Source organism: Maribacter litoralis (assembly GCF_003075045.1).
Classification (GTDB): Bacteria; Bacteroidota; Bacteroidia; order Flavobacteriales; family Flavobacteriaceae; genus Maribacter; species Maribacter litoralis.
In genome coordinates this window covers 1,230,419-1,254,605 of the sequence record NZ_QCZD01000001.1, presented here as the reverse complement: position 1 = coordinate 1,254,605, position 24,187 = coordinate 1,230,419, and the positions used below count along the sequence as shown (strand labels likewise).

General features: G+C 35.6%; 26 protein-coding genes and 1 other RNA gene. 22 read left to right on the top strand and 5 right to left on the bottom strand.

The window, feature by feature from the left end; genetic code table 11:
- Positions 1-34: 34 nt before the first annotated feature.
- From pyrR to DCS95_RS05635, 8 genes are all read left to right on the top strand, one after another.
- Positions 35-574, top strand: a complete 540-nt coding sequence (pyrR, locus tag DCS95_RS05670; RefSeq protein WP_116769813.1) for a bifunctional pyr operon transcriptional regulator/uracil phosphoribosyltransferase PyrR — start codon at positions 35-37, stop codon at positions 572-574.
- A gap of 4 nt (positions 575-578) precedes the next feature.
- Complete coding sequence (locus DCS95_RS05665; protein WP_116769812.1) at positions 579-1,505, top strand: aspartate carbamoyltransferase catalytic subunit; 927 nt, start codon at positions 579-581, stop codon at positions 1,503-1,505.
- Position 1,506: 1 nt separating this feature from the next.
- Positions 1,507-1,839, top strand: a complete 333-nt coding sequence (locus DCS95_RS05660) for a ribonuclease Z (protein ID WP_116769811.1) — start codon at positions 1,507-1,509, stop codon at positions 1,837-1,839.
- Between the two features lie 40 nt (positions 1,840-1,879).
- The gene (locus DCS95_RS05655; protein WP_116769810.1) at positions 1,880-2,785 is read left to right on the top strand and encodes a ribonuclease Z; all 906 of its coding nucleotides are present in this window, start codon (positions 1,880-1,882) and stop codon (positions 2,783-2,785) included.
- Positions 2,786-2,863: 78 nt separating this feature from the next.
- Positions 2,864-3,511, top strand: a complete 648-nt coding sequence (pdxH, locus tag DCS95_RS05650; protein WP_116770173.1) for a pyridoxamine 5'-phosphate oxidase — start codon at positions 2,864-2,866, stop codon at positions 3,509-3,511.
- Positions 3,512-3,520: 9 nt separating this feature from the next.
- Positions 3,521-4,009, top strand: coding sequence for a SixA phosphatase family protein (locus DCS95_RS05645; RefSeq protein ID WP_116769809.1), 489 nt, complete (start codon positions 3,521-3,523; stop codon positions 4,007-4,009).
- On the top strand, positions 4,006-6,072 hold the full coding sequence (gene ppk1, locus DCS95_RS05640) for a polyphosphate kinase 1 (RefSeq protein ID WP_116769808.1): 2,067 nt from the start codon (positions 4,006-4,008) through the stop codon (positions 6,070-6,072). The genes DCS95_RS05645 and ppk1 overlap by 4 nt, the downstream gene beginning before the upstream one ends.
- A gap of 12 nt (positions 6,073-6,084) precedes the next feature.
- Positions 6,085-6,975 carry a Ppx/GppA phosphatase family protein gene (locus tag DCS95_RS05635; RefSeq protein WP_116769807.1) on the top strand — a complete coding sequence of 297 codons (891 nt, stop codon included), beginning with the start codon at positions 6,085-6,087 and terminating at the stop codon, positions 6,973-6,975.
- A 9-nt stretch (positions 6,976-6,984) separates the two neighbouring features.
- On the opposite strand, the gene DCS95_RS05630 is transcribed toward DCS95_RS05635, so the two are convergent.
- On the bottom strand, positions 6,985-7,566 hold the full coding sequence (locus DCS95_RS05630; protein WP_116769806.1) for a MiaE family protein: 582 nt from the start codon (positions 7,564-7,566) through the stop codon (positions 6,985-6,987).
- A gap of 121 nt (positions 7,567-7,687) precedes the next feature.
- On the opposite strand from DCS95_RS05630, the gene DCS95_RS05625 reads away from it, so the two are divergent.
- The 7 genes from DCS95_RS05625 to DCS95_RS05595 are packed head-to-tail and all read left to right on the top strand — an operon-like array spanning position 7,688 to position 14,446.
- Positions 7,688-8,539, top strand: a complete 852-nt coding sequence (locus tag DCS95_RS05625; RefSeq protein ID WP_116769805.1) for an EboA domain-containing protein — start codon at positions 7,688-7,690, stop codon at positions 8,537-8,539.
- A 1-nt stretch (position 8,540) separates the two neighbouring features.
- Positions 8,541-9,449, top strand: coding sequence for a TatD family hydrolase (locus DCS95_RS05620; RefSeq protein WP_116769804.1), 909 nt, complete (start codon positions 8,541-8,543; stop codon positions 9,447-9,449).
- A gap of 1 nt (position 9,450) precedes the next feature.
- Positions 9,451-10,350, top strand: coding sequence for a UbiA-like protein EboC (eboC, locus tag DCS95_RS05615; protein WP_116769803.1), 900 nt, complete (start codon positions 9,451-9,453; stop codon positions 10,348-10,350).
- A 7-nt stretch (positions 10,351-10,357) separates the two neighbouring features.
- Positions 10,358-11,518: a 3-dehydroquinate synthase gene (locus DCS95_RS05610; protein WP_116769802.1), complete on the top strand. Its 1,161-nt coding sequence runs from the start codon at positions 10,358-10,360 to the stop codon at positions 11,516-11,518.
- 5 nt (positions 11,519-11,523) lie between these two features.
- On the top strand, positions 11,524-12,717 hold the full coding sequence (gene eboE, locus DCS95_RS05605) for a metabolite traffic protein EboE (RefSeq protein ID WP_116769801.1): 1,194 nt from the start codon (positions 11,524-11,526) through the stop codon (positions 12,715-12,717).
- Position 12,718: 1 nt separating this feature from the next.
- A complete protein-coding gene (locus DCS95_RS05600) occupies positions 12,719-14,092 on the top strand; it encodes an alkaline phosphatase family protein (RefSeq protein WP_116769800.1) in 1,374 nt (457 codons plus the stop codon).
- A 6-nt stretch (positions 14,093-14,098) separates the two neighbouring features.
- On the top strand, positions 14,099-14,446 hold the full coding sequence (locus DCS95_RS05595) for a transmembrane 220 family protein (RefSeq protein ID WP_116769799.1): 348 nt from the start codon (positions 14,099-14,101) through the stop codon (positions 14,444-14,446).
- Here the strand turns inward: DCS95_RS05595 and DCS95_RS05590 are convergent.
- Complete coding sequence (locus DCS95_RS05590; RefSeq protein ID WP_116769798.1) at positions 14,441-16,300, bottom strand: DNA polymerase III subunit gamma/tau; 1,860 nt, start codon at positions 16,298-16,300, stop codon at positions 14,441-14,443. The genes DCS95_RS05595 and DCS95_RS05590 overlap by 6 nt on opposite strands.
- Before the next feature lie 109 nt (positions 16,301-16,409).
- Here DCS95_RS05590 and rnpB point away from each other — a divergent pair.
- Positions 16,410-16,718, top strand: an RNA gene (rnpB, locus tag DCS95_RS05585) — RNase P RNA component class A.
- Between the two features lie 23 nt (positions 16,719-16,741).
- Here the strand turns inward: rnpB and DCS95_RS05580 are convergent.
- Genes DCS95_RS05580 through DCS95_RS05570 form a run of 3 tightly spaced genes read right to left on the bottom strand, consistent with a single transcriptional unit; the run spans position 16,742 to position 18,742 of the window.
- Positions 16,742-17,278 (bottom strand): RsmD family RNA methyltransferase, encoded by a 537-nt coding sequence (locus DCS95_RS05580; protein ID WP_116769797.1) that lies wholly within the window; start codon positions 17,276-17,278, stop codon positions 16,742-16,744.
- The gene (locus tag DCS95_RS05575; protein WP_164674129.1) at positions 17,278-18,114 is read right to left on the bottom strand and encodes a DUF3822 family protein; all 837 of its coding nucleotides are present in this window, start codon (positions 18,112-18,114) and stop codon (positions 17,278-17,280) included. Before DCS95_RS05575 ends, DCS95_RS05580 begins: the two co-directional genes overlap by 1 nt.
- Positions 18,092-18,742 carry a hypothetical protein gene (locus DCS95_RS05570; protein WP_116769796.1) on the bottom strand — a complete coding sequence of 217 codons (651 nt, stop codon included), beginning with the start codon at positions 18,740-18,742 and terminating at the stop codon, positions 18,092-18,094. Before DCS95_RS05570 ends, DCS95_RS05575 begins: the two co-directional genes overlap by 23 nt.
- A 101-nt stretch (positions 18,743-18,843) precedes the next feature.
- On the opposite strand from DCS95_RS05570, the gene DCS95_RS05565 reads away from it, so the two are divergent.
- The 6 genes from DCS95_RS05565 (at position 18,844) to DCS95_RS05540 (ending at position 24,073) form a co-directional block, all read left to right on the top strand.
- Positions 18,844-20,277 (top strand): ATP-dependent DNA helicase, encoded by a 1,434-nt coding sequence (locus DCS95_RS05565; protein WP_116769795.1) that lies wholly within the window; start codon positions 18,844-18,846, stop codon positions 20,275-20,277.
- Between the two features lie 63 nt (positions 20,278-20,340).
- On the top strand, positions 20,341-20,910 hold the full coding sequence (locus DCS95_RS05560) for a DUF4126 domain-containing protein (RefSeq protein WP_116769794.1): 570 nt from the start codon (positions 20,341-20,343) through the stop codon (positions 20,908-20,910).
- 26 nt (positions 20,911-20,936) lie between these two features.
- Positions 20,937-21,650 carry a 3-deoxy-manno-octulosonate cytidylyltransferase gene (gene kdsB, locus DCS95_RS05555; RefSeq protein WP_208630751.1) on the top strand — a complete coding sequence of 238 codons (714 nt, stop codon included), beginning with the start codon at positions 20,937-20,939 and terminating at the stop codon, positions 21,648-21,650.
- Positions 21,641-22,339: an HAD family hydrolase gene (locus DCS95_RS05550; protein ID WP_116769792.1), complete on the top strand. Its 699-nt coding sequence runs from the start codon at positions 21,641-21,643 to the stop codon at positions 22,337-22,339. Before kdsB ends, DCS95_RS05550 begins: the two co-directional genes overlap by 10 nt.
- 5 nt (positions 22,340-22,344) lie before the next feature.
- Positions 22,345-23,472, top strand: a complete 1,128-nt coding sequence (locus DCS95_RS05545) for an iron-containing alcohol dehydrogenase family protein (protein WP_244178410.1) — start codon at positions 22,345-22,347, stop codon at positions 23,470-23,472.
- Positions 23,473-23,542: 70 nt separating this feature from the next.
- The gene (locus tag DCS95_RS05540; RefSeq protein WP_116769791.1) at positions 23,543-24,073 is read left to right on the top strand and encodes a 1-acyl-sn-glycerol-3-phosphate acyltransferase; all 531 of its coding nucleotides are present in this window, start codon (positions 23,543-23,545) and stop codon (positions 24,071-24,073) included.
- Positions 24,074-24,187: the final 114 nt, after the last annotated feature.

Below are 24,187 nucleotides of genomic sequence, written 5' to 3'. Positions count from 1 at the left end.
TATTTTTGTTAAGCTAAAAGCACGGGTGCCCATTATGAGTCAAAAAGTTTTACTCTCTTCCAAAGAAATACATATCATCCTGCATAGATTGGCTTGTCAATTGCTTGAAAATCATTTAAGTTTTGAAAACACCGTTTTAATAGGTATACAGCCTAGGGGTAAATTCCTTGCCGAACGACTAAACAAAATATTAAAAGAGGAGTATAAAGTAAAGCAGATAGACCTCGGTTTTTTGGACATTACTTTTTATCGTGATGATTTTAGAAGGGGAGAAAAGACCTTGGAGGCTACCAAAACAAAAATTGATTTTTTAGTAGAAGATAAGAACGTCGTCTTAATAGATGATGTTTTGTATACAGGTAGAAGTATAAATGCCGCATTAACCGCCTTGCAATCTTTTGGAAGACCTAAAGATGTAGAGCTTTTATGTTTAATAGACCGTAGGTTTAGTAGACATTTGCCAATACAACCGAATTATAGAGGTCGTCAGGTCGATGCCATAAACGATGAGAAAGTAAAGGTGATGTGGGAAGAAAATGATGGGGAAGATATTATATATTTAGTAAATAGATAAGAAAATGAGCGAACTGAGTGTTAAACACTTACTGGGAATAAAATACCTAAAGGAAACCGATATTCAGCTTATTTTTGAAACTGCCGATCATTTTAAGGAAGTGATCAACCGATCAATTAAAAAGGTTCCTTCACTTAGAGATATTACGATTGCCAATATATTTTTCGAAAACAGTACAAGAACAAAATTGTCTTTTGAATTGGCAGAAAAACGTTTATCTGCAGATGTATTAAACTTTTCTGCCAGCCAATCATCGGTAAAGAAAGGGGAAACTTTAATTGATACCGTTAATAATATCTTATCTATGAAAGTAGATATGGTAGTTTTGAGGCATCCTAATCCTGGAGCGGGCATATTTTTATCCAAGCATGTAAATGCATCTATTGTCAATGCTGGAGATGGTGCGCATGAGCATCCTACACAGGCATTACTGGATTCTTATTCTATACGAGAAAAACTTGGTGATGTTGCTGGTAAAAATGTAGTTATTGTAGGTGATATTCTTCACTCAAGGGTGGCACTTTCAAACATATTTGCATTAAAGCTACAGGGAGCAAATGTAAAAGTGTGTGGCCCTAAGACCTTGTTGCCTAAATTTATAGAATCTTTAGGGGTTGGCGTAGAAACAGATTTGAGAAAGGCGCTGGAATGGTGCGATGTAGCAAACATGTTGCGTATACAAAACGAAAGGTTAGATATATCATATTTTCCGACCACCAGAGAATACACTCAACAATTTGGAGTGAATAAAAAACTACTTGATAGTTTGGATAAAGAAATTGTAATTATGCACCCCGGACCAATAAATAGGGGAGTTGAAATTACAAGTGATGTTGCCGATTCAAAACAATCAATTATTTTGAATCAGGTAGAAAATGGAGTTGCCATTCGTATGGCGGTAATTTATTTGTTAGCATCTAAAATTAAATGATATGATTTTTACAAAAGAAGAATCGTTGATTATTGTTTCTCAAGAAGAAATTTCTATTGAGCGTTTTTTGGAGAATTTGCAAAAGGAATATGCAAAATTAAAGAACGATAATTTGGTGTTAGACTTATTGAGCTTCACTAAGTTGACGCCTTATAACGTTATTTCGTTTTTAGAAATAGCTAGAATGCATAAAAAGAATGAACAGTCGTTCGTTTTAGTATCAGATAAGGTGTCTTATGATGATGTACCAGAAGAGATCAATTTAGTGCCTACGCTTCAAGAAGCTAGGGACATTGTTGAAATGGAAGAAATAGAACGCGATTTGGGTATTTAAATATATCCATTGAACGAATATGAATAATTAAGTATTTTTTATGCACCTCACTGTATTGGGTTGTTATGCGGCAACACCAAGAACCCTTACCAACCCAACTTCACAAGTTCTTGAGATAAATAATCATGTTATTTTAATAGATTGTGGAGAAGGTACGCAAGTGGAACTTAGGCGGCATAAAATTAAATTTTCTCGAATTAATCATATTTTTATTTCCCATCTTCATGGAGACCATTTTTTTGGCCTACCGGGCTTTATTTCTACAATGCGTTTGTTAGGTAGGGATAAAGAATTGCATGTATACGGACCAAAAGGTATTAAGGAGGCTATTACCTTACTTTTAAAGCTTGGAGATTCATGGACCAATTATCCTTTGCTGTTTCATGAGCTTACCAGCAAAGAAACAGAGCTTATTTTTGAGGATGATAAAATAAGCGTAAGCACAATTCCCTTAGATCATAGAGTATATACCAACGGTTATTTGTTTAAGGAAAAGCTTGGTAAACGAAAGCTGAATGTTGCTGCTGTTGAAAAGTATGGTATTGATAAGGCTTATTATAACAATATAAAAAATGGAAGGGATATAACGTTAGACAATGGTAGTATAGTGTCTAATAAAGAACTTACATATGACCCACCTAAACCAAAATCATATGCCTTTTGCAGTGATACCATTTACGATGAAAGCTTGGCAGATAAGGTTAAAGAAGTAGATGTTTTATATCATGAATCTACTTTTTTAGATTCAGAAGCGCATTTAGCGGCAAAAACGAAGCATGCTACCGCAAAACAAGCGGCACAAGTAGCGAAGGATGCCAACGTAAAAACCTTAGTGTTAGGTCATTATTCTACCCGTTATAAATCTATAGAACTTTTTAAAGAAGAAGCGTCAACGGTTTTTCCAAATGTACTTCTTGCCGATGATGGCAAGACTTTCGATTTTTAAACCTTTTAATCCGTTTTTATACCGTTTATTTTCCTTTCTTTTTAGAACTTTGTTTATCTTGTTTTTAACACGAAAATGATGCAAAAAGATTTAGGGGATTATAGAAAATCTTACGAGAAAAGTGCGTTGATGGAAGACAGTATATCTGACAATCCTATTCAGCTCTTTCAAACGTGGTTTTATGAGGTGGAAAACTCTGACGGAGTAGATGAGCCTAATGCTATGACAGTATCTACGGTAGGTTTAGATGGTTTTCCTAAGAGCAGGGTAGTACTGCTTAAGAAATATACGCATGAAGGTTTTATTTTTTACACTAACTATAATAGTGAAAAGGGTAAAGCTATCAGTGAAAACCCAAATCTATGTCTATCCTTTTTTTGGGCAAATTTAGAACGCCAGGTAATCATAAAAGGTGTAGCCGAAAAATTGCCCGAGAACCTTTCGGATGGTTATTTTGAGTCTAGACCAGAAGGTAGTAAATTAGGTGCTGTGGTGTCTGAACAAAGTACTGTAATTGATTCTAGAGCAGTTTTAGAAGATAACTTGGCAAGGTTGGAAAAGGAATATTCCGATAAAGAAATAGAAAGACCAAAGCATTGGGGAGGCTATTTGGTAAGACCGGTTTCTATGGAGTTTTGGCAAGGCAGACCTAATAGATTACATGATCGCATTAGGTATACCCTTACAGATGAATATGAATGGAAAATGGAACGATTGGCCCCTTAATACTATAAAATGAAAAATCTATTTTTAATGCGTCACGGAAAATCCTCTTGGGAGCTAAATGTCAGCGATCAAGATAGGGCATTATTACAACGGGGTATTTCTGATGCTCATTTGGTGGCTATGGAAATTGCCCGTCAAAACATTAAAATAGATAAGGTCTATACGAGTCCTGCTAACAGGGCCTTTCATACCTGTATGATTTGTGTAAGAACTATAGAATATCCTCTAGAAAATTGTAGTATAGATTCTAAGTTATATGATTTTTCAGGTGATCAGGTATTTGAGTTTATAAAGAATTTAGACGACACCTTTGAAAATGTGCTCATTTTTGGGCACAATCACACCTTTACCTATTTATCGAACTCCTTGGGTGATAAGCATATAGATAACGTGCCTACAAGCGGTTTTGTTCACTTACAGTTTAAAGAAAATACATGGGCTAACATTTCTCAAGGCTCAACAATACAAACCATATTTCCGAAGCAATTAAAAGCATGATAAAAAATAACAACCAGTACGTAAATAGAGAAATAAGTTGGTTATGGTTCAACGAACGTGTGCTTCAGGAAAGCGCCGATAAGAATGTGCCGTTAATTGAAAGACTTCGTTTTTTAGGTATTTTCTCCAATAATTTAGATGAATTTTTTAAAGTGCGTTATGCAACCGTTAAACGCATTGTAGAAGCTGGTAAAACAGGCAAAAGTGTACTGGGAGGTGAAAAAGCAAAGGATCTTTTAGAAGAGATTACCAACATTGTAATTGAACAGCAAACCAAAAGTTTAACTATTCTTAGAAGAATAGAACACGAGCTAGAAGGTGAGAATATATTCATAATTAAGGAAACGGAATTAAACGAAAACCAAAAGAATTTTGTAAAAGCCTACTTTTTAAAAGAGGTGAGTCCGCAATTAATGACCATTATTCTTAATGATCTTACTCGTTTTCCTACTCTAAAAGATACTGCAGCATATTTGGCAGTAAAAATGGTCATTAAGAGTGACGATAGTAGAAAAGAGAAAAGGTACGCCTTAATTGAAATTCCTAAAGGAATAGATAGGTTTATAGAACTACCAAAAGAAGGTGAAAAAAGTTACATCATTATACTCGATGATTTAATTAGATACTGCCTAGGGAATATTTTTACCATGTTCGAGTATGAATCTATTTCTGCTCACATGATAAAAATTACCAGAGATGCAGAGCTAGATATTGATAATGATCTAAGTAAAAGTTTTATCGAGAAAATATCTTCGAGTGTAGAACATAGAAAAATTAGTGATCCAGTTCGTTTCGTTTACGATAAAAGTATAGGTAGAGACACTTTGACCTTTCTAAAAGAGAAGATGAATATTGAAGATACCGATAGTGTAATACCTGGTGGTAGGTATCATAACCGTAGAGATTATATGGGCTTCCCTAGTTTAGGTAGAAATGATCTTTTATATGATAAGATTACCCCGTTGCCGGTGAAGGGACTTAGTGTAGAAGGCAGTATTTTAGAGAGTATTGCTAAGAAAGATTATTTGCAATATACACCGTATCATACCTTTACCTATGTGTTGAAGTTTTTGCGCGAAGCGGCGTTAGATCCTAAAGTTCGTACTATTAAGATTACCGTCTACAGGTTGGCAAGTAATTCTCAGATTGCAGCATCTTTAATCAATGCTGTGAAAAATGGAAAGCAAGTAACTGTTCAAATAGAGCTTCAGGCTCGTTTTGATGAGCAAGCGAATATTGAATATGCAGAGCAGTTGCAATCAGAAGGGGTTAAATTAATATTTGGTGTTCCTGGCTTAAAAGTACATAGTAAAATATGTTTGATAGAGCGCGAGGAAAACGGAGCGCTAAAGCGCTATGGTTTTGTAAGTACGGGTAACTTTAATGAATCTACCGCAAGAATTTATACAGATTTTACCTTGTTTACTGCAGATGATTCAATACTGAAAGAATTGAACAAGGTTTTTGATTTCTTCGAGACAACATATAAGATAAATAAATATAAGCATCTTATAGTCTCTCCGCATTATACCAAAAATGCATTCATGAAATTAATTGATAATGAGATTGCAAATGCCAAATTGGGCAAAGAGGCATTTATCAAAATAAAGATGAACAGTTTTACCTCATATAAAATGGTAGATAAACTGTACGAGGCAAGTAGAGCAGGGGTAAAGATCCAGTTGATCATAAGAGGTATATGTTGCTTAATACCAGGAGTTGAGGGTATGAGTGAAAACATAGAAGCTATAAGTGTTATTGATAAGTTTTTAGAACATACACGTTTCTTCGCCTTTGCAAATGGAGGTGATACAAAAATGTATATATCATCGGCAGATTGGATGACAAGGAACCTAGATTATAGGGTAGAAGTAGGTTGCCCCATTTATGATGAGGATATAAAAAAGGAATTAATGGATACTTTTGATATCTGTTGGAAAGACAATATGAAAGCTCGTGTTTTTAATGAAAGGCAAGATAATGCATACCGTAAATCATCTTTACCTAAGATAAGATCCCAGTTTGCTACTTATGACTACTATGCAAAAAAACAAGAATCATAAAAAGTATATTTTTTGAAAGTAAGAAAATTTGCGGCAATTGATATTGGCTCCAATGCTATTAGATTGCTTACACATAATGTTATTGAAGATAAGGGTAAAAAAACCCAATTTAGAAAAAGTGCTTTAGTAAGGGTTCCTGTTAGATTAGGCGAAGATGCATTTACTGTTGGGGAAATATCTGAAGTAAATGAAGCAAGGTTGATAAAGACAATGAAAGCCTTTAAGCTTTTAATGGATGTAGCGGGAGTTGAAAAGTACAGAGCCTGTGCTACTTCTGCAATGAGGGAAGCTAATAACGGAAATGAGATAATTGAAAAGATAATTAAGGAGTCTGGGGTTAAAATAGACTTAATAGATGGTAAACAAGAAGCTGCCATAATTGCCTCAACAGATTTAAAAAACTTGATTAAAGATGACCAATGCTATTTATATATAGATGTTGGTGGTGGTAGTACTGAGTTTACGTTATTTTCTAATGGTAAAATACAAGTGTCCAAATCGTTTAAGCTAGGTACTGTAAGATTATTGAACGATATGGTAAAACCAGAAACTTGGAAAAAATTAGAAGAATGGATTAAGTTCAATTTAAAGGACAAGCCTAAATTGTCCATAATTGGATCTGGGGGTAATATCAATAAGCTACATAAACTTTCCGGAAGAAAAGAAGGTGAACCTTTATCTTATATTTGGCTGAACGCGCAGTATCATTTTTTAGATAGCTTAAGTTATGATGACAGAATATCTGAGCTAGGGCTTAATCCAGATAGGGCAGATGTTATTATTCCTGCAACTAAAATATTCTTATCTGCCGCAAAATGGAGCGGGGCTAAAAAAATTCATGTTCCTAAGATCGGGCTATCAGATGGAATTATAAAAGATTTGTATTATTCAGAAGTCAAATAAACTCGGGCATTAACCGTGTATGCTTTCTTTATTGCCTAAATCTTTCATGATTTGGGCTTCATATTCTAAAAGACTGTTCCATTTTTTGTTCACTTCGTCAACTTCACCGTACTTACGGGCAAACTTTAAGAACATAGTGTAGTGCCCAGCTTCACTGATCATTAATTTATGGTAAAAGTCGGCTAGTTTTTTGTCTTCCAATTCTTCAGATAGTAATCTAAAACGCTCACAACTACGTGCTTCAATAAGTGCTGCATATAGTAATCTATGTACTAACTGGGTAGTTCTACTTCCTCCTTTTGGAAAAAATTTAATCAGTTCAATAACATAATCGTCTTTACGGTCTCTTCCTAAAGAATTCCCTCTTTTTTTAATAAGGTCATGAACCATTTTAAAATGCCCCATTTCTTCTCTAGATAAAGCTATCATTTCTTCTACGAGTTCAGTATACTCAGGGAAAGAAACAATGAGTGAAATAGCCGTGCTTGCGGCTTTTTGCTCACAATATGCATGATCGGTTAATATTTCGTCAATATTCTTTTCTACAATATTGACCCATCGAGGATCGGTAGGTAGTTTTAAGCCTAACATAGATAACTTTTTTTCAAAATTAGAAAGAATTTGTAGGCCTAGCGAATTTTAATCAAAAACCTAGACCGCTTCCTGATGAATAATAATTATTTTTGATATAGAGACTATCCAAACAACAACAATGCACAATCAAAAAGATATTCAAGATATATTGATCAAGCATGGGGCACCAGAAAATGTCGCTTGGTTAAAAGGTAAAATTGAAAGCTTGAAGGAAAATAAATCTTCTAAAGATTTATTTATGACCTATAGCTTGTTAAATGCGAAGTTTGATGCGAGTAACGCGATATCATTTGATACGTTAGATACTGATAGTTCGCGCTATTTCAATGAGCATGGAGCAAATATGCTGCAAGTATCGCGTATTTACCTGCTAGCTGAGGTTCTTCGGCAAGATGTCGAATTTTATACGCCCAAGGTCGCCAATATCATACAAGTGGCAGATACTGGTGAATTAGAGACGTTTTTAAAATACTTGGTTTTACTTCCTAATCCTGAAGCTTACAAGCAAACAGCAGTAGAAGCGTTGAGAACCAATATAGCTACTATATTCGATGCTATTGCGATGAACAATCCATATCCTGCAAAATATTTCAATGACCAACAATGGAACCAGATGTTTTTGAAAGCTGCTTTTATGGAGCGAGATCTTTCGCAAATAGAAACTATTGATGAAAGGGCAAATGAAGATTTGACCAGAATCATTTCAGACTACGCACATGAAAGGTGGGCTGCTGGTAGAAAAATAGACCCGTTGTTTTGGAGACCTGTTTCTAAGTTTTTAAACGAACAGCTTTTAGATGATATGAAGACTTTGCTTAACAGCGATGATGAAGTGGAGAATAAAGCTGGGGCACTTTGCTGTTATAATTCAGAAAATGAAAAGGCATTAGCGCTTTTAAATGGAAAGCCAGAGCTAAAACATAAAATAGCCGACGAACAAATAACCTGGAATACGATTAAACAACAATAGAATGGAAGATAAAATGATGATTATTGACCCGCATGTTCACATGACGTCAAGAACAACAGATGATTATGAAGCAATGGCGGCAGCGGGAGTTGTGGCAATAATAGAGCCTTCATTTTGGTTGGGTCAACCAAGAACCCAAGTAGGTTCTTTTCAAGATTACTTTAGTAGCCTGGTAGGGTGGGAGCCTTTTAGAGCCAGTCAATTCGGTATTAAACATTATTGTACTATAGGCTTAAATTCTAAGGAAGCCAACAACGAAGCTTTAGCCGAACAGGTTATTGAGTTATTGCCTTTATACCTGCATAAAGAAAATGTGGTTGCCATTGGTGAAATAGGCTATGACGATCAAACTCCTGCAGAAGACAAGTTCTTTAGAATGCAGTTAGATATGGCTAAGGAATTAGATATGACCGTTCAGGTTCATACACCGCATAGGGATAAAAAGGCGGGCACCATAAAGAGTATGGAGGTATGCTTGGAGCACGGTTTGGACCCTGCCAATGTTATCATAGATCACAATAATGAGGAAACGGTAAAAGAGGTACTTGACCGTGGGTTCATAGCAGCTTTCACCATTTATCCAAAAACAAAAATGGGCAATGATCGTATGGTTGAGGTGGTAAGAAAATATGGTAGTGACAATATCATTGTAGATAGCTCAGCCGACTGGGGTGTTAGTGATCCATTAGCTGTGCCAAAGACAGCTAATTTAATGTTGAAGAAGGGTATTTCTATGGAAGATGTTAGAAAAACCTGTTACCAAAATGCCTTAGATGCTTTTAGCAAAAATGGTAAAATGAAAGAAGCGCATTGGTTACAACCCGATAGTATCAATCAAACACAACTATTTAACGATAATAGTGTTCTTAGAGGTCAAAAGCCGAGAATAGACGAGGACCAAATCATATAAAATGAAAGAGAAGTTATTGGGTTTTGCTCGTTTGGCAAGACCTGCAAATTTGCCAACTGCTGCTGCAGATATATTGGCGGGTATTGCTATTATGTTATACCTACAAAATATTGATGTTCTTACATTTTTAGGTGAGCAAGGTGGTGATGTGCTTTCATTAGTCTTTTCATCGGTTGCGTTATATGCTGGTGGAGTGGTTTTTAACGATGTTTTCGATGCTGAATTAGATGCTGTTGAAAGACCTGAAAGAGCAATACCAAGCGGACTCATACCTAAACGAGAAGCTATTTATTTTGGAATCATTTTAATGTTGATCGGTATTACTTTGGCATTTAAATGCACATTGTTGTCCGGGCTAATATCAGTGGTATTGACCATTGCTATTTTAACATACGACGGGTATTTTAAGCAATTTGGTTTTGCCGGTCCTTTAAATATGGGTATTTGCCGTGGTTTGAATCTTTTATTGGGCATGTCTATTTTAGGAAGCCTTACTAATTGGTACATTTCATTGGTTCCGGTCGTATATATATTTGCCATCACTTTGATCAGTAGAGGTGAGGTACATGGTGATAATAAAAAACACATTGTTTGGGCAGGTATTCTCTATGCAATAGTTGTACTGTCTATTGCGTTAATTGTAATGCAACAGAAAGACAATCTCCTGGTGTTATTGCCGTTTTTACTTTTGTTCGGGTTTTTAATTTATTCACCCTTAATTAAGGCATATAAAGAAAATTCACCAAAGAATATTAAAAAAGCGGTAATGGGGGGTGTGTTGTCCTTAGTTGTTATGAACGCTTGCTGGGTGGCCGGTTTTTCTAACTGGTATTTGGCTTTGGCAGTTCTGCTGTTATTACCATTATCCATGCTTTTGTCTAAATTATTTGCAGTAACATAAAATACGTATGCAATTACAACCTATAAAACAGTCTTTTCAAGTGCAATATGATTATCAGTTGTACTTCACATCAGGACTATTTGCTTTAGAGAACCCGTTGTTCGCAAATCTAATTGCGGATTATAAAGATTTTGAGCCCGTTAAACTTTTCTTTGTATTGGATGACGGAGTTAAAAATCATCATACGGCATTAATCCATCAAATTGAAGAATATTGTGAAAAGAATCGGTCGGTTATAAAATATACCGATACTTTGGTTCTAACAGGTGGCGAGCAGGTAAAGAACAGTGATGATGCTATTGAATCCGTGTTAAAAGGAGTCAACGAGAATAAAATTTGTCGCCATTCATTCGTTGTCGTTATCGGTGGTGGTGCGGTGATAGATATGGTCGGTTATGCTGCAGCTATTGCACACAGAGGAGTAAAGTTGATCAGAATACCAACTACGGTTTTATCTCAGAACGATTCTGCCGTTGGTGTAAAGAACAGTGTAAATGCCTTTAAGAAGAAAAATTTCTTAGGAACATTTGCTCCGCCATTTGCAATAATCAACGATAGTAATTTTCTTGAAACCTTAGAGCAACGCGATTGGATTTCCGGAATTTCAGAAGCCATTAAGGTGGCTTTGATTAAGGACAAGACGTTTTTTAAATATATAGCGGACAACGCTACAGGTTTAAAGAATAGGGAAATGGAACCTATGCAATATGTAATTTATAAGTGCGCAGAAATGCATATGCACCATATTGCACAAGGTGGAGACCCATTTGAATCGGGATCATCTAGACCGTTGGATTTTGGACATTGGGCTGCGCACAAGATGGAGTTCATGACCAATTATGAATTAAGACATGGTGAAGCAGTAGCAAAAGGCATTGCGTTAGACGTCACCTACGCGCAACTTATTGGCTTAATTTCCGAAGAAGATTTACAGCACATTTTAGATGTAATGATAGCAATAGGTTTTGATTTGTCATTACCGGTAGAAAGTAAGAAAGAAATAGAGGCGCTGTTAAATGGAATAGAGGAGTTTAGAGAGCATTTAGGGGGGCAATTGACAATTACCCTAATTTCTGATTTAGGAGTTAAACATGACGTGCATACCATTGATATGGGTCTAATGTCGCAGGCAATTAACAAGTTGAATCATCAATTCGCATTAAATTAAGTTCAATGCAACTACAGGATAAATTTCATCTAACTTATTGCACAAATATACACCCGGGACAAGATTGGAAAAGTACTTTTGAAAGTATTAAACAACATGTGCCAGGTATAAAAAGTAAGGTTTCAAAAGAACAACCTTTTGGTCTTGGGCTTCGATTATCCAATAAAGCAAGTGAAGAGCTTGAAATGGGTAATAACTTGTCCGATTTTAAACAATGGTTAGATACTAATCATCTATATGTGTTTACCATGAACGGATTTCCATATGGTAATTTTCATGATGAACGTGTAAAAGATATGGTGCATGCTCCTGACTGGACTACAAATGATCGTTTAACGTATACAAAAAGATTGTTTCGCCAATTATCTGAACTGCTTCCTGAAGGAATGAATGGTGGAATTTCAACATCGCCTATTACCTATAAATATTGGCACAAGTCGGATAGTGCAATTAAAAATGCATTTGAAATTGGGGCAAAGAATATGCTTGAAGTTGCTTTGCAATTGCATAATATAGAGAATGCTACAGGAAAATATCTTCATTTGGATATTGAGCCTGAGCCAGACGGATTGTTGGAAAATAGTGAAGAGGTATTGGCATTTTATGCTGATTTTTTAGTGCCTATAGGAATTACTTATTTTAAGCAAGAATTAGGTGTAGATGCTAACAAGGCAGAGGCTATAATTAAGAAATACATTACCGTTTGTTATGACGTTTGTCATTTTTCATTGGCTTATGAAGAGCCAATTGATACGTTTACAAAGTTTAAGGCCAATGATATAAAAGTTGGTAAAATTCAAGTAAGTGCAGCATTGAAAATTCTTTTTAACGGTAAAAATGACGAGAAAATTTGGGAACAGTTGTCTCAATTTAATGAACCTACCTATTTACATCAAGTTACCGAAATAATTGATGGTAAGGTAAAGACCTACAGCGATCTTCCTTTGGTTTTAGAAGGGGAGAGAAATCACAAAGAACTTCGGGCTCATTACCATGTGCCGATTTTTCTAGAGAAATATGGAGAGCTGTTCTCTACCCAAGACCATATTTTGAAAACTATGCAGTACTTGAAATTAGATCCAATTTCAGAACACTTAGAAATTGAGACCTATACTTGGGATGTGCTTCCAGTAGCTGTAAAACAAGATTTATCAGTATCAATAATACGAGAAATAGAGTGGTTTAAATCACATATGTAATATGAAAAAAACGGTAGTCATAAATGTAGTTGGTTTAACGAAACGATTGATAGGTGAACATACGCCGTTTATAAAATCATTTTTAGAAAGAGGTCAGGCATCCTATATAGAGCCTGTACTTCCTGCTGTAACGTGCTCTGTGCAATCAACCTATGTAACAGGTAAATGGCCAACAGATCATGGTATAGTTGGTAATGGATGGTATTTTAAAGATGAATGCGAGGTTAAGTTTTGGAGGCAGTCTAACAAACTTGTGCAGCAACCAAAAATTTGGGATGACATAAAGAAGAAATATCCCAATTTTACCTGTGCCAACCATTTTTGGTGGTACAACATGTACAGTAATGTTGATTTTAGTCTTACTCCAAGACCTAATTATTTGGCAGACGGCAGAAAAATTCCAGATGTATATTCTTATCCGGCACAATTGCGAGATGAGATGCAAAGTACGTTAGGTACATTTCCATTATTTGAATTTTGGGGACCTAAAACAACCATAAATTCTTCTAAGTGGATTGCCGATGCAGCAGTATTAACGGATAAAAAGCATAATCCCGATTTAACTTTAATTTATTTACCTCATTTAGATTATAATCTGCAGCGATATGGACTCGATTTTGAGATAATTTCTAAAGATTTGAATGAAATAGATGCTGTAGTCAAAAATTTGGTAAATCACTATGAAGCATTAGAAACCAGGGTGATACTTCTTTCAGAATATGGAATTACAAATGTAAACAGACCAATTCATCTTAATCGTGTTTTAAGAGAAGAAGGGATGTTAGCTATACGCGAAGAACGGGGATTAGAGCTTTTAGATGCAGGTCAAAGTGATGCTTTTGCGGTAGCCGATCATCAAATTGCACATGTTTATGTTAAACATGACAAGGATACAGAACGTATTGCTGGTTTGTTGAATTCTATAGAGGGTGTAGAAAAAGTATTGTATGGAGACGATTTAAAGACCTATAGGATAAATCATGAACGTTGTGGTGATATTGTGGTAGTTGCAGATAAAGACTCTTGGTTTACCTACTATTTTTGGTTAGATGATGCCAATGCACCAGACTATGCAAGAATGGTAGATATTCATAAAAAACCGGGTTATGATCCCGTTGAAATGATGACCGATCCAAAAGATAAATTGGTGATGGCAAAAGTGGTAGGGAAACTACTCAAGAAAAAAATAGGTTTTAGAACGGTAATGAATATTATACCTATTGATGCTACGTTGATTAAAGGTTCGCATGGTCGTTTAACTGAAGATGTAGATGACTTTCCTATCTTTATAAGTAATTATGTAACGGGTGATAATGATCAGACTATTAGTGCAATACAAGTACGTGATCTTATTGAAGATCACCTTTTAAACTAAAATGAAATGAATCTATTGTTTAAGATAATTGGATACGTATTTACTGTTTTGTTTGCTGTAGGTGCGGTCTTGCAATATAATGATCCAGATTCTCTACATTGGATTATAATCTATGGAGTAGCTGCATTAGTATCTTTATTGTTTGCGTTGAATAAAATAAGATACATTATCCCCTTGGTACTAGGGATTTTGGCTTTTATTGGCTTTGTATATTTATACCCTGCAGATTTTCAAGGATTTGATTTAAATGATGGTGATATTAAAACGGTAGAGTTGGGTAGAGAGGCTTTCGGATTATTGATAATTTCAATAGTACTTTTAATATTCGCCTTCCGAATAAAAAGAAAATTATAGGTAAAGGTCGAATTCTGATCTTAGCAAATCAATAACCGGATTCTTTTCTCTTAGTTTTTCATATTTCTCTTCAGGGGTAAACGCAAATTTAGTGGTAGTGGTTTCATTGACCGTAATATCTAATTGAACGAAGTGATTGTTCAATTTAGCGCGCAAATATTCCATTAGTTCAAATTGCTCACGTTCAATTTCCTTTTTCATGGTGCCGTTAGGCAACTCAATATGAATCTTAAAATCATCCTTGAGTTTAGGTATATCCGTATGTAAGTTTGAGGCTAATATCTTTTGCCCTTTCTTATCTATTATCTCAATAAATTCTGCCCAATGTTTTCGAAGCTCTTCTTCGGTAAATTTCTCTCTTGGTAAGTTGTTTTCATCTATTACAACCTCAATTCTATTGAGTTCGTGCTGCTTTTTGGCGTTTAAACTAGAAATTGAAAGTCCTGATACCCTTTTTGTAGGGCGATTTATAATCGGTTTTTTAACATCGGTAGTAGACTCGGATACTGTGGTATCTACCGTTTTTTGTTTTACTTCTTTTTGGGCTACTTGAGCCTGCCCTTCCTGTTTTTCTACAAGATCAACAGGTTTTGGAGCGGGGGAATTTGTTGTTGCTTGTTCAGCTTTCGCACTGTTATTTTCTTCAGTGGTTTTAAACTCAGTTGACGTAGTTGATTTAACTTCCTCTTCTTTTGCTGATTCGGGTGTCTTTGGTAATTGTTTGTAAAAAGCAGAAGGGGCAATGAAATCAATAGTCTTGTTATGAAGGGCTACTGATTCAGGATTTTTTTTTTCTCCATCAAAATTGATAGAGGCAAGTTTCATAAGGGTTAGTTCAACCAGTAAGCGCTGATTTTTACTTGTTTTGTACTTTAAATCGCAGTCATTGGCAATATTTAATCCTTGCAATAAAAAGGACGAGGATGTCTTTTTGCTTTGGTCTCTATATAACTGTTGTGCGGCTTCACCAACTTCTAATAATGTAATTGTATCCGGATGCTGACATACCATTAAATCTCTAAAATGAGATGCTAAACCAGAAATAAAATGATGACCATCAAACCCTAGGGATAACGTCTTATTGAAAAGTAATAGCAGATTCGGAATTTTATGTTCTAAAATTAAATCTGTAGCTTCAAAATAAGTATCGTAATCTAAAACGTTAAGGTTTTCTGTAACCGCTTTACGTGTGAGGTCAGATCCAGAAAAGCTAACAACTCTATCAAAGATCGATAAAGCATCGCGCATGGCACCATCGGCTTTTTGGGCTATGATATGTAATGCATCGTCCTCAGCAGTAATGCCTTGGTTTTCTGCAATATATTTTAAGTATTCTGCGGCATCTTTAACCGTAATTCTTTTAAAGTCAAAAATTTGACATCTAGAAAGAATAGTAGGTATAATTTTGTGTTTCTCTGTTGTAGCCAATATAAAAATGGCATGCTTTGGCGGTTCTTCTAGTGTTTTAAGAAAAGCGTTAAAAGCCGATTGAGATAGCATATGTACCTCATCAATAATATACACCTTGTACTTGCCAACTTGTGGTGGTATACGTACTTGGTCAATTAAATTTCTAATATCGTCCACAGAGTTGTTAGAAGCGGCATCCAATTCAAAAATATTGAATGCAAAATCTTCATTCTCCTGTTCTGTACCATCAGAATTTATCTGTTTTGCCAAAATACGTGCGCAAGTAGTTTTACCTACACCTCTTGGTCCGCAAAATAATAATGCTTGTGCCAGGTGATTTTGGTCTATCGCATTTTGTAGTGTATTGGTAATAGATTGTTGACCCACAACATCCTTAAATGTCTGGGGTCTATACTTTCTGGCCGATACAATAAATGGTTCCAAATTGCTACTTCTGTTTATTCTTATACAAATATAATTATAGACTTTATTTCTAACGAGAATTAAGAAAAGAGATCATCCTTAGTTATCAACAATTGCAGTACATTTGCGCCAAGCAGGCCACCTTATCGCTGCCAAGTAATTGGGAGAGGAAAGTCCGGACACCATAGTGCAGTATAGCGGGTAACGCCCGTCCGCTGAAAAGTGAGGACAAGTGCAACAGAAAGCAAGTACAGTTCGGCTGTAGTGAAACCAGGTAAACTCTATACGGTGAAACGTCATGTAAATCGATGCTTAAGGGCTGCACGCCCAAGTCGAAGGGTAGGCGGTTAGAGTACTGGGGTAACCCTTTACCTAGATAAATGATAAGGAATTCTAAAGTTTTTAGAATACAGAATCCGGCTTATGGTCTGCTTTTTTTAACCATTCAAGAGTTTTTTTTGGCTACATTTCAAAGAAACTAAAAACACTACCACCATATTTTCTAGAGTTCTTATAATGTGGTAATTCTGCTAGGCTGGTATGGTTAGAATGTTCAATAATTAAGACCCCGTCTTCTAATAACAATTCATTCTCAAATACCAATTGTGGCAGTTTTTCGAAATCTGACAGGTCCATGTCGTAAAAAGGGTCGGCAAAAATAATATCGAACTTTTCCGTATTTCGCTGCAAAAAACTAAAAACATCGCTTTTTAATGTTCTAATGTTCATGTCCAAAAGAGTTACCGTTTTGTCTATGAAATCTATGCAACCTACATGGGCATCAACTGCAAGAATATCTTCAACCCCTCTAGACGAAAATTCATAACTAATGTTTCCGGTACCGGTAAAAAGGTCTAGAACCTTTAAATCAGGAAAGTAATAGGAATTGTTCAAGATATTAAACAAGCTTTCCTTGGCCATATCCTTAGTAGGTCTTACAGGTAATTTTTTAGGTGCGATTAAATTTCGACCTTTATGCTTTCCAGAAATAATTCGCATTATATAGTATTAATAAGGGTGAAGTCTATTGAACTGGTTGTTGACTCTCCAAGTTTTATAAGCTGTTGGGTAGATGGTGCAAATATGCTTATATGCTGTATATAATTGTAGCAGAGCTTATAAGTTTCATCATCTTCTTCGATATCTCCAAAGAGTTTTACAATTACTGTCTTTGGGTCTAATTCTAGTTGCTCTATTACAAAGAGAAGATAATAGGTGAAATCTTCTTTTGTTTCGTATGTAAAGCTATTGTATAATAGTAATTTACGCTGATTTAAAACCGTAATGTCCAATTGGTCTTTACTAACGTGAACAAAACAAGTAGTTTCTTGATTTTGTGTTTGGTTGTTCATTAAAGATTGTAGCAATACTGTGCCATTATGCATAAAATGGAACTCACCGAAAAGGTCGTAAAGGTAATTGTTGATATTTGTGTAAGGTACGTATACAACTACCAGATCATGATTTTCTACTTCATCGTAAGCCAAAATATCGTTTGCCAATATTTTAGTGTTGAATTTTAAGTATTCGTGGAGGTTATTGGCATTGAACAATGACTTTGGAACTAAACCGAACAGCGTGTTTTTATGTACGGTTACAACCTCATCGAACTGCATATTTTCTATATCATGTTTCAGAAATAGTTTTTGCAATTCATCTTTTGCTTCCATCGGATTTTTTTCAAAAGCAAAATCCACTCGGTCAGACAGCAATAGTTTTTGTGAAACAGTATCTGCTACACAAAAAGAAAGTCCATTCAAGCTAACCTGAATGGACAATTTCTTAAAATTTTTATCCGCTATATTTAAGCTATTATTTTTTTTCTTTTTTGTCATAAATAGCAGGCCAGTTACCAGTTGTGCTAACATCGTCAAGAGAACCTACTTTAATTGTTGGTCCATTTACCTCTTCTACGCTCATTGCAGCTTTTTCACGAGCCAATAAATCTTTCGGCTGGTCGTATAACACTACTTCTTTATCAACTTTTGCTTCAAAAACAGGAGCTTTATAGCCACTCTTTTCAACGAATGCAGATTTCATAGTGAATTTTTCTCCGTTTGGAGCTGTTGGTACGTCCATTAAACTTTTGTAACGGGTATCTGCTTTAAAAAGAGAATCTTTTACAGAAACAAAACCTAAAGTATCAATAATTTTAACTTCTCTCAACATGTCAATACCGTAAGCTTTATCGAACTCCATGAAAGAAGAATCTCTTTGCTGTGTAATTACATATTTACCAGTATCGATAAAACGAATAAGACTATTGAAGTCATTTGCGTATTTTCCATTAACTATTTTATAAGCTTCTTGAGAGTTTCTAATATCCTTAAGCTTAGAAATAACTTGGGCAAAACGCTCTTCTTTTACCTCTTTAAACTTGATTGGTCCAGTAATGGAGTTGTAAATAAAGTATCCCAAAGCGATACATCCAATCCAAAGTACAATTTGTATTACGGTCTTCATTTCGTATGTGTTATTTTTATTTAGTGGTCTTCACAAATCTACAATTTTTTTTTAATGGTAAAAGTTTTTAGCCTAAAAATCATCTTTATCTTTGGGGGCTCATGAAACCAACAACACCCGCTTCTTTCTATAGTATACTAGAATCTAAATTTCCTCATACACCAACTGCCACACAATCAGTGGCTTTGCAAAAATTGGCAGAATTTACCTTGTCAACTGTTAAAGATGAAGCTTTTTTGCTAAAAGGCTATGCCGGTACCGGAAAAACTACTTTAATAGGTACTTTGGTCAATAGTTTATGGAAAGTTCAGAAGAAAGCAGTACTAATGGCACCAACAGGTAGAGCCGCAAAGGTAATGTCAAATTACTCTAGTACGCAGGCATTTACTATCCATAGAAAAATTTACTTTCCCAAAAAGCAAAGTGGAGGCGGGGTACAATTTGTATTGGCACCAAATAAACATAGGGATACTTTATTTATAGTAGATGAGGCTTCTATGATACCTGATACTGCTGCAGACTCCAAATTGTTCGAAAACGGTTCTTTGTTAGATGATTTAATGATGTTCGTGTATTCGGGCCATAAATGTAAGTTGTTATTAATTGGTGATACGGCACAGTTGCCGCCGGTACATCTAGTGTTGAGTCCTGCATTGGATGGTAATAAACTTTCTTTAAATTATAATAAGGAAGTTGTTAGGTTAGAGTTGAATGAAGTCGTAAGGCAAGCAGGCGATTCTGGCATATTGGCTAATGCTACCTTATTAAGAGAACAGTTACAAGGTGATTTTTTTGAAGACTTTAAATTCAATGTAGATCCTTTTACGGACATTGTTAGGCTTATTGACGGAAATGAAATACAGGAAGCTATCGATAGTTCGTATGCTGAAAATGGAAAAGAAGAAACAGCTTTCATAGTACGTTCCAATAAACGCGCTAACCTATACAATCAAAATATACGCGAGCGTATTTTATTTTTGGAAAATGATATTGCCGTTGGCGATTTTATGATGGTCGTAAAAAATAACTACTTCTGGTTAAAACCAAGTTCTGAAGCTGGTTTCATTGCCAATGGTGATATCATAGAAATTTTGGAAATTTTTGACATCAAAGAAATATACACCTTTAAGTTTGCAGAAGTAAAGGTAAAGATGGTAGATTACCCTAACATGGCACCATTTGAGACCGTTTTGTTATTGGATACGATAACGGCGGAATCACCGTCATTATCTTATGAAGACGGCAATAGGTTATATCAAGAAGTAATGAAAGATTTTGCCCACGAAAGTTCTAAGTACAAGAAGTTTTTAGGGGTTAAGAATAATAAATATTTCAACGGTTTACAGGTGAAATTTTCATATGCCATAACCTGTCATAAATCACAAGGTGGACAATGGAATACTGTCTTTGTAGAACAGCCATACTTGCCCAATGGTATAGATAAAGAATATTTAAGATGGTTATATACCGCAGTAACCAGAGCTAAGAATAAATTGTACCTTATCGGTTTTAAGGATGATTTTTTTCTTGATTAAGAAAAGATTATTTTAGTAAATATTGATGTGGAAAATATTGCTATTTCCAATAGATGAATTATCATGACAACAGATACGATTTTAAGTATTTTTTTAGGAGTAGGATTAGCCGCATCTGTGGGTTTTAGGGTATTTTTACCTTTATTCGCTCTAAGTTTAGCATCCTATTTTGGGTTGTGGGAACTAAATGACAATTGGGAATGGATAGGTAGTTTGGTTGCGGTACTAACCCTGGGTGTTGCCACCTTATTGGAAATTTTCGCATACTTTATACCTTGGTTCGATAATTTATTGGATAGTATATCCGTGCCCTTGGCGGCTATTGCCGGTACAGCTGTAATGGTTTCGACCGTAGCAGACTTAGATCCCGTAATAACTTGGTCATTGGCTATAATAGCTGGTGGCGGTACAGCTACGGCAATTAAAGGAGCTGGTGCAACGGGCAGGTTGGCTTCTACCGCCACTACTGGTGGGCTGGCAAACCCGGTAATTACAACGGTAGAAACAGGAACAGCTGCAGTGGTATCCGTTGCTTCAATATTTGCACCTATCTTAGCAGCCGTTTTGGTCATTATTATTTTAGTGATCATCTTTAGAATTTACAGAAAATTACGACCAAAGAGGAATACTTAAAAGAGACTTAGTTGAAGAAAATAGCGATGATTCCTGCCCGATATGCGGCATCAAGATTTCCTGCAAAATTAATGCAGGATCTGGCTGGCAAACCGGTCATATTAAGAACATACCAAGCTGCTGTACATACCAAGCTTTTTGATGAAGTTTATGTGGTGACCGATAGCGATGTAATCTATGAAACCATAGTAAAAGAAGGTGGTTTAGCTATAATGAGTCAGAAAGAACATGACTGTGGTAGCGATCGTATTGCCGAGGCGGTAATGCAAATGGATGTTGATATAATCGTCAATGTACAAGGTGATGAACCATTCACGGATCGCGAAAGCTTAGAAGGGGTGATGCAAGTCTTTGAAGATGATACACATAAAGAAATTGACCTAGCTTCCTTAATGGTTAAAATTACCGATGAAGAAGAAATAAATAATCCTAATACAGTAAAGGTCATTGTTGATAATAGAGATTTTGCATTGTATTTTTCGAGGTCTCCAATACCATATCCAAGAGCAAAAAACGACGATACCGTATATTTTAAGCATAAGGGTATTTATGCCTTTAGAAAAAGTGCTTTAATGGATTTTCAACGCTTACCTATGTTACAATTAGAGGCTACGGAGAAGATTGAAGCTATTCGTTACTTGGAATATGGAAAGAAGATTAAAATGGTAGAAACTACCGTTCAGGGCATAGAGATCGATACACCTGAGGATTTAAAGAAAGCACAGAAGGCATGGAAATAAATTTTGATGGCATTCAAGTAATTGGGTTTGATGCAGATGACACCCTTTGGGTAAATGAAACTTACTTTAGGGATACTGAAGATAAGTTTGCCGATCTTTTAGAAAAGTATGAAACAAAGAATAAAATTGACCAAGAGCTTTTTAGAACGGAGATTAAAAATTTAGATCTTTATGGCTATGGTATAAAAGGGTTTGTACTTTCTATGATAGAATGTGCCTTAGAACTTTCCAATAATCAGGTTTCAGCGAAAACGGTAAGTGCCCTTTTAGATTTAGGTAAAGATATGATTACACAGCCCGTTGAGTTGTTAGATGGGGTTGAAGAAGTACTTGAACAGTTAAAAAATAAATATCGTTTAATTGTTTTGACAAAAGGAGATCTTTTGGATCAAGAACGTAAATTGGAGCGTTCAGGTTTGTCAGAATATTTTCACCACGTTGAAGTTTTAAGTGATAAAAAAGAAAAGAACTATAGTGATTTATTAGAGCATTTAGAAATTGATCCTAGTGAGTTTTTAATGATCGGTAATTCCTTAAAATCAGATGTTTTGCCACTGGTAAACATTGGGGCGAGAGCTGTGCACATACCTTTTCATACCACATGGCAGCATGAAGAAGTTACCGATGTGGTTGAGAATAATGGGTATATGACAATGTCTACCTTAACCGATGTACTGAAATATGTGTAATGAATATGCAGGCGAATAAAGAAATGGCAGAAAAGAATATACCGACCAAAGCTTCAGAGGAGTTCCGTAATTTTCCAATGGTACCTCGTGTGGTTTATGGTATTGGGAGTTTTAGTACCCTTGGGGATATTTTGATGCCAAAGCGAAAACATTCAGAAGCACCAATGATTTATTTGGTAGATGATGTTTTTGAGAATACAGAGATTATCAATAGAATTCCGAGTATTTTTTGTGATCAGATTATTTTAATATCTGCAGACGAAGAACCAAAAACGGAACAAGTAGATGCGCTTGTTAACATGATTCGGGAAACTTATACAGAGCTTCCTTCAGGCATTATTGGTATTGGTGGTGGTACGCTGTTAGATTTAGCAAAAGCAGTAGCAATTATGCTTACCAATAAAGGAAGTGCTTCGGAATACCAAGGGTGGGATTTGGTGAATAAGCAATCAATTTATCATGTAGGTATTCCTACCATAAGCGGTACCGGTGCAGAGGTTTCAAGAACTACAGTGTTAATGGGTCCAGAAAAGAAACTAGGAATCAATTCGGACTACACTACTTTTGATCAGGTAATTTTAGATCCAGATTTAACCATTGGCGTTCCAAAAGAGCAATGGTTTTATACAGGTATGGACTGTTTTATTCATTGTGTGGAATCCTTAAATGGAACTTTTTTAAATGCATTCAGCAAAAGCTATGGAGAAAAGTCCTTAGAACTTTGCAAGGAAGTATTTTTAGAAGATATCGAAGAATCCGATAGCAGAGAAAAATTAATGATGGCATCATGGCATGGTGGTATGAGTATAGCCTATTCGCAAGTAGGTGTTGCACATGCAATGAGTTACGGTTTAGGTTATGTTTTAGGAGTAAAGCATGGAATAGGCAATTGCTTGGTATTTCAATTTTTAGAAGAGTTTTATCCAGAAGGAGTGCAATTGTTCAATTTAATGCTAGAGAAGCATAATATCATTTTGCCAAAAGGTGTATGCTCAAATTTATCCGATAATGAAATGAATACAATGATTACTGTTGCCATGGGCATGGAACCACTTTGGGAAAATGCATTGGGCGAGCAATGGAAATCTATTATTTCCCCAAAAAAGCTAAGGGCTATTTATCAAAAAATATAGTCGAACATAATTTTACCTTTTATTCATAAAAAGAAGGTTTGCCGGTAAGGCAAATCAATACCCTTATCGTATGCAGCAAATAGCAAAGTTTATTTATTTTAATTTATTGGGATGGAAGCTAAACGGAGCATTTCCATCACATTTAGATAAGTTTGTAGCTATAGTGGTACCGCATACCAGTTGGTGGGATTTTCTTTTAGGGTTGTTAATACGAGCCGTTTGGCAAGAAGAAATAAACTATGTTGGTAAGAAAAGCTTGTTTAAAGCTCCTTTTGGTTGGTTTTTTAGGTGGACAGGTGGTGCTCCCATAGATAGAACAAGAAATAGCGATACGGTAAAAGCTACAGCAACCATATTCAGTGAACGAAAAAAATTCAGATTAGCATTGTCCCCAGAAGGTACACGCAAAAAAGTAGCAAAGTGGAAAACCGGTTTCTACTATATTGCCAAAACTGCCAACGTGCCCATCATTTTAGTAGCTTTTGATTATGGGAAAAAAGAAATAAAACTTTCTGGTCCAATGACTCCTACAGATGATAAAGAAGCTGATTTTAAACAATATCATGCCTATTTTGATGGGGTGGAGGGGAAGCATGCTTAAACTTGTATTTATTGGTTAGGTGCAAAAGGAGTTTATTTCAGGAAAAAAATAGAGCTAAAACGACAATAGCATAATTAATTAGTATGCGAAAACAAAAAAGGAGACCAAAATGGT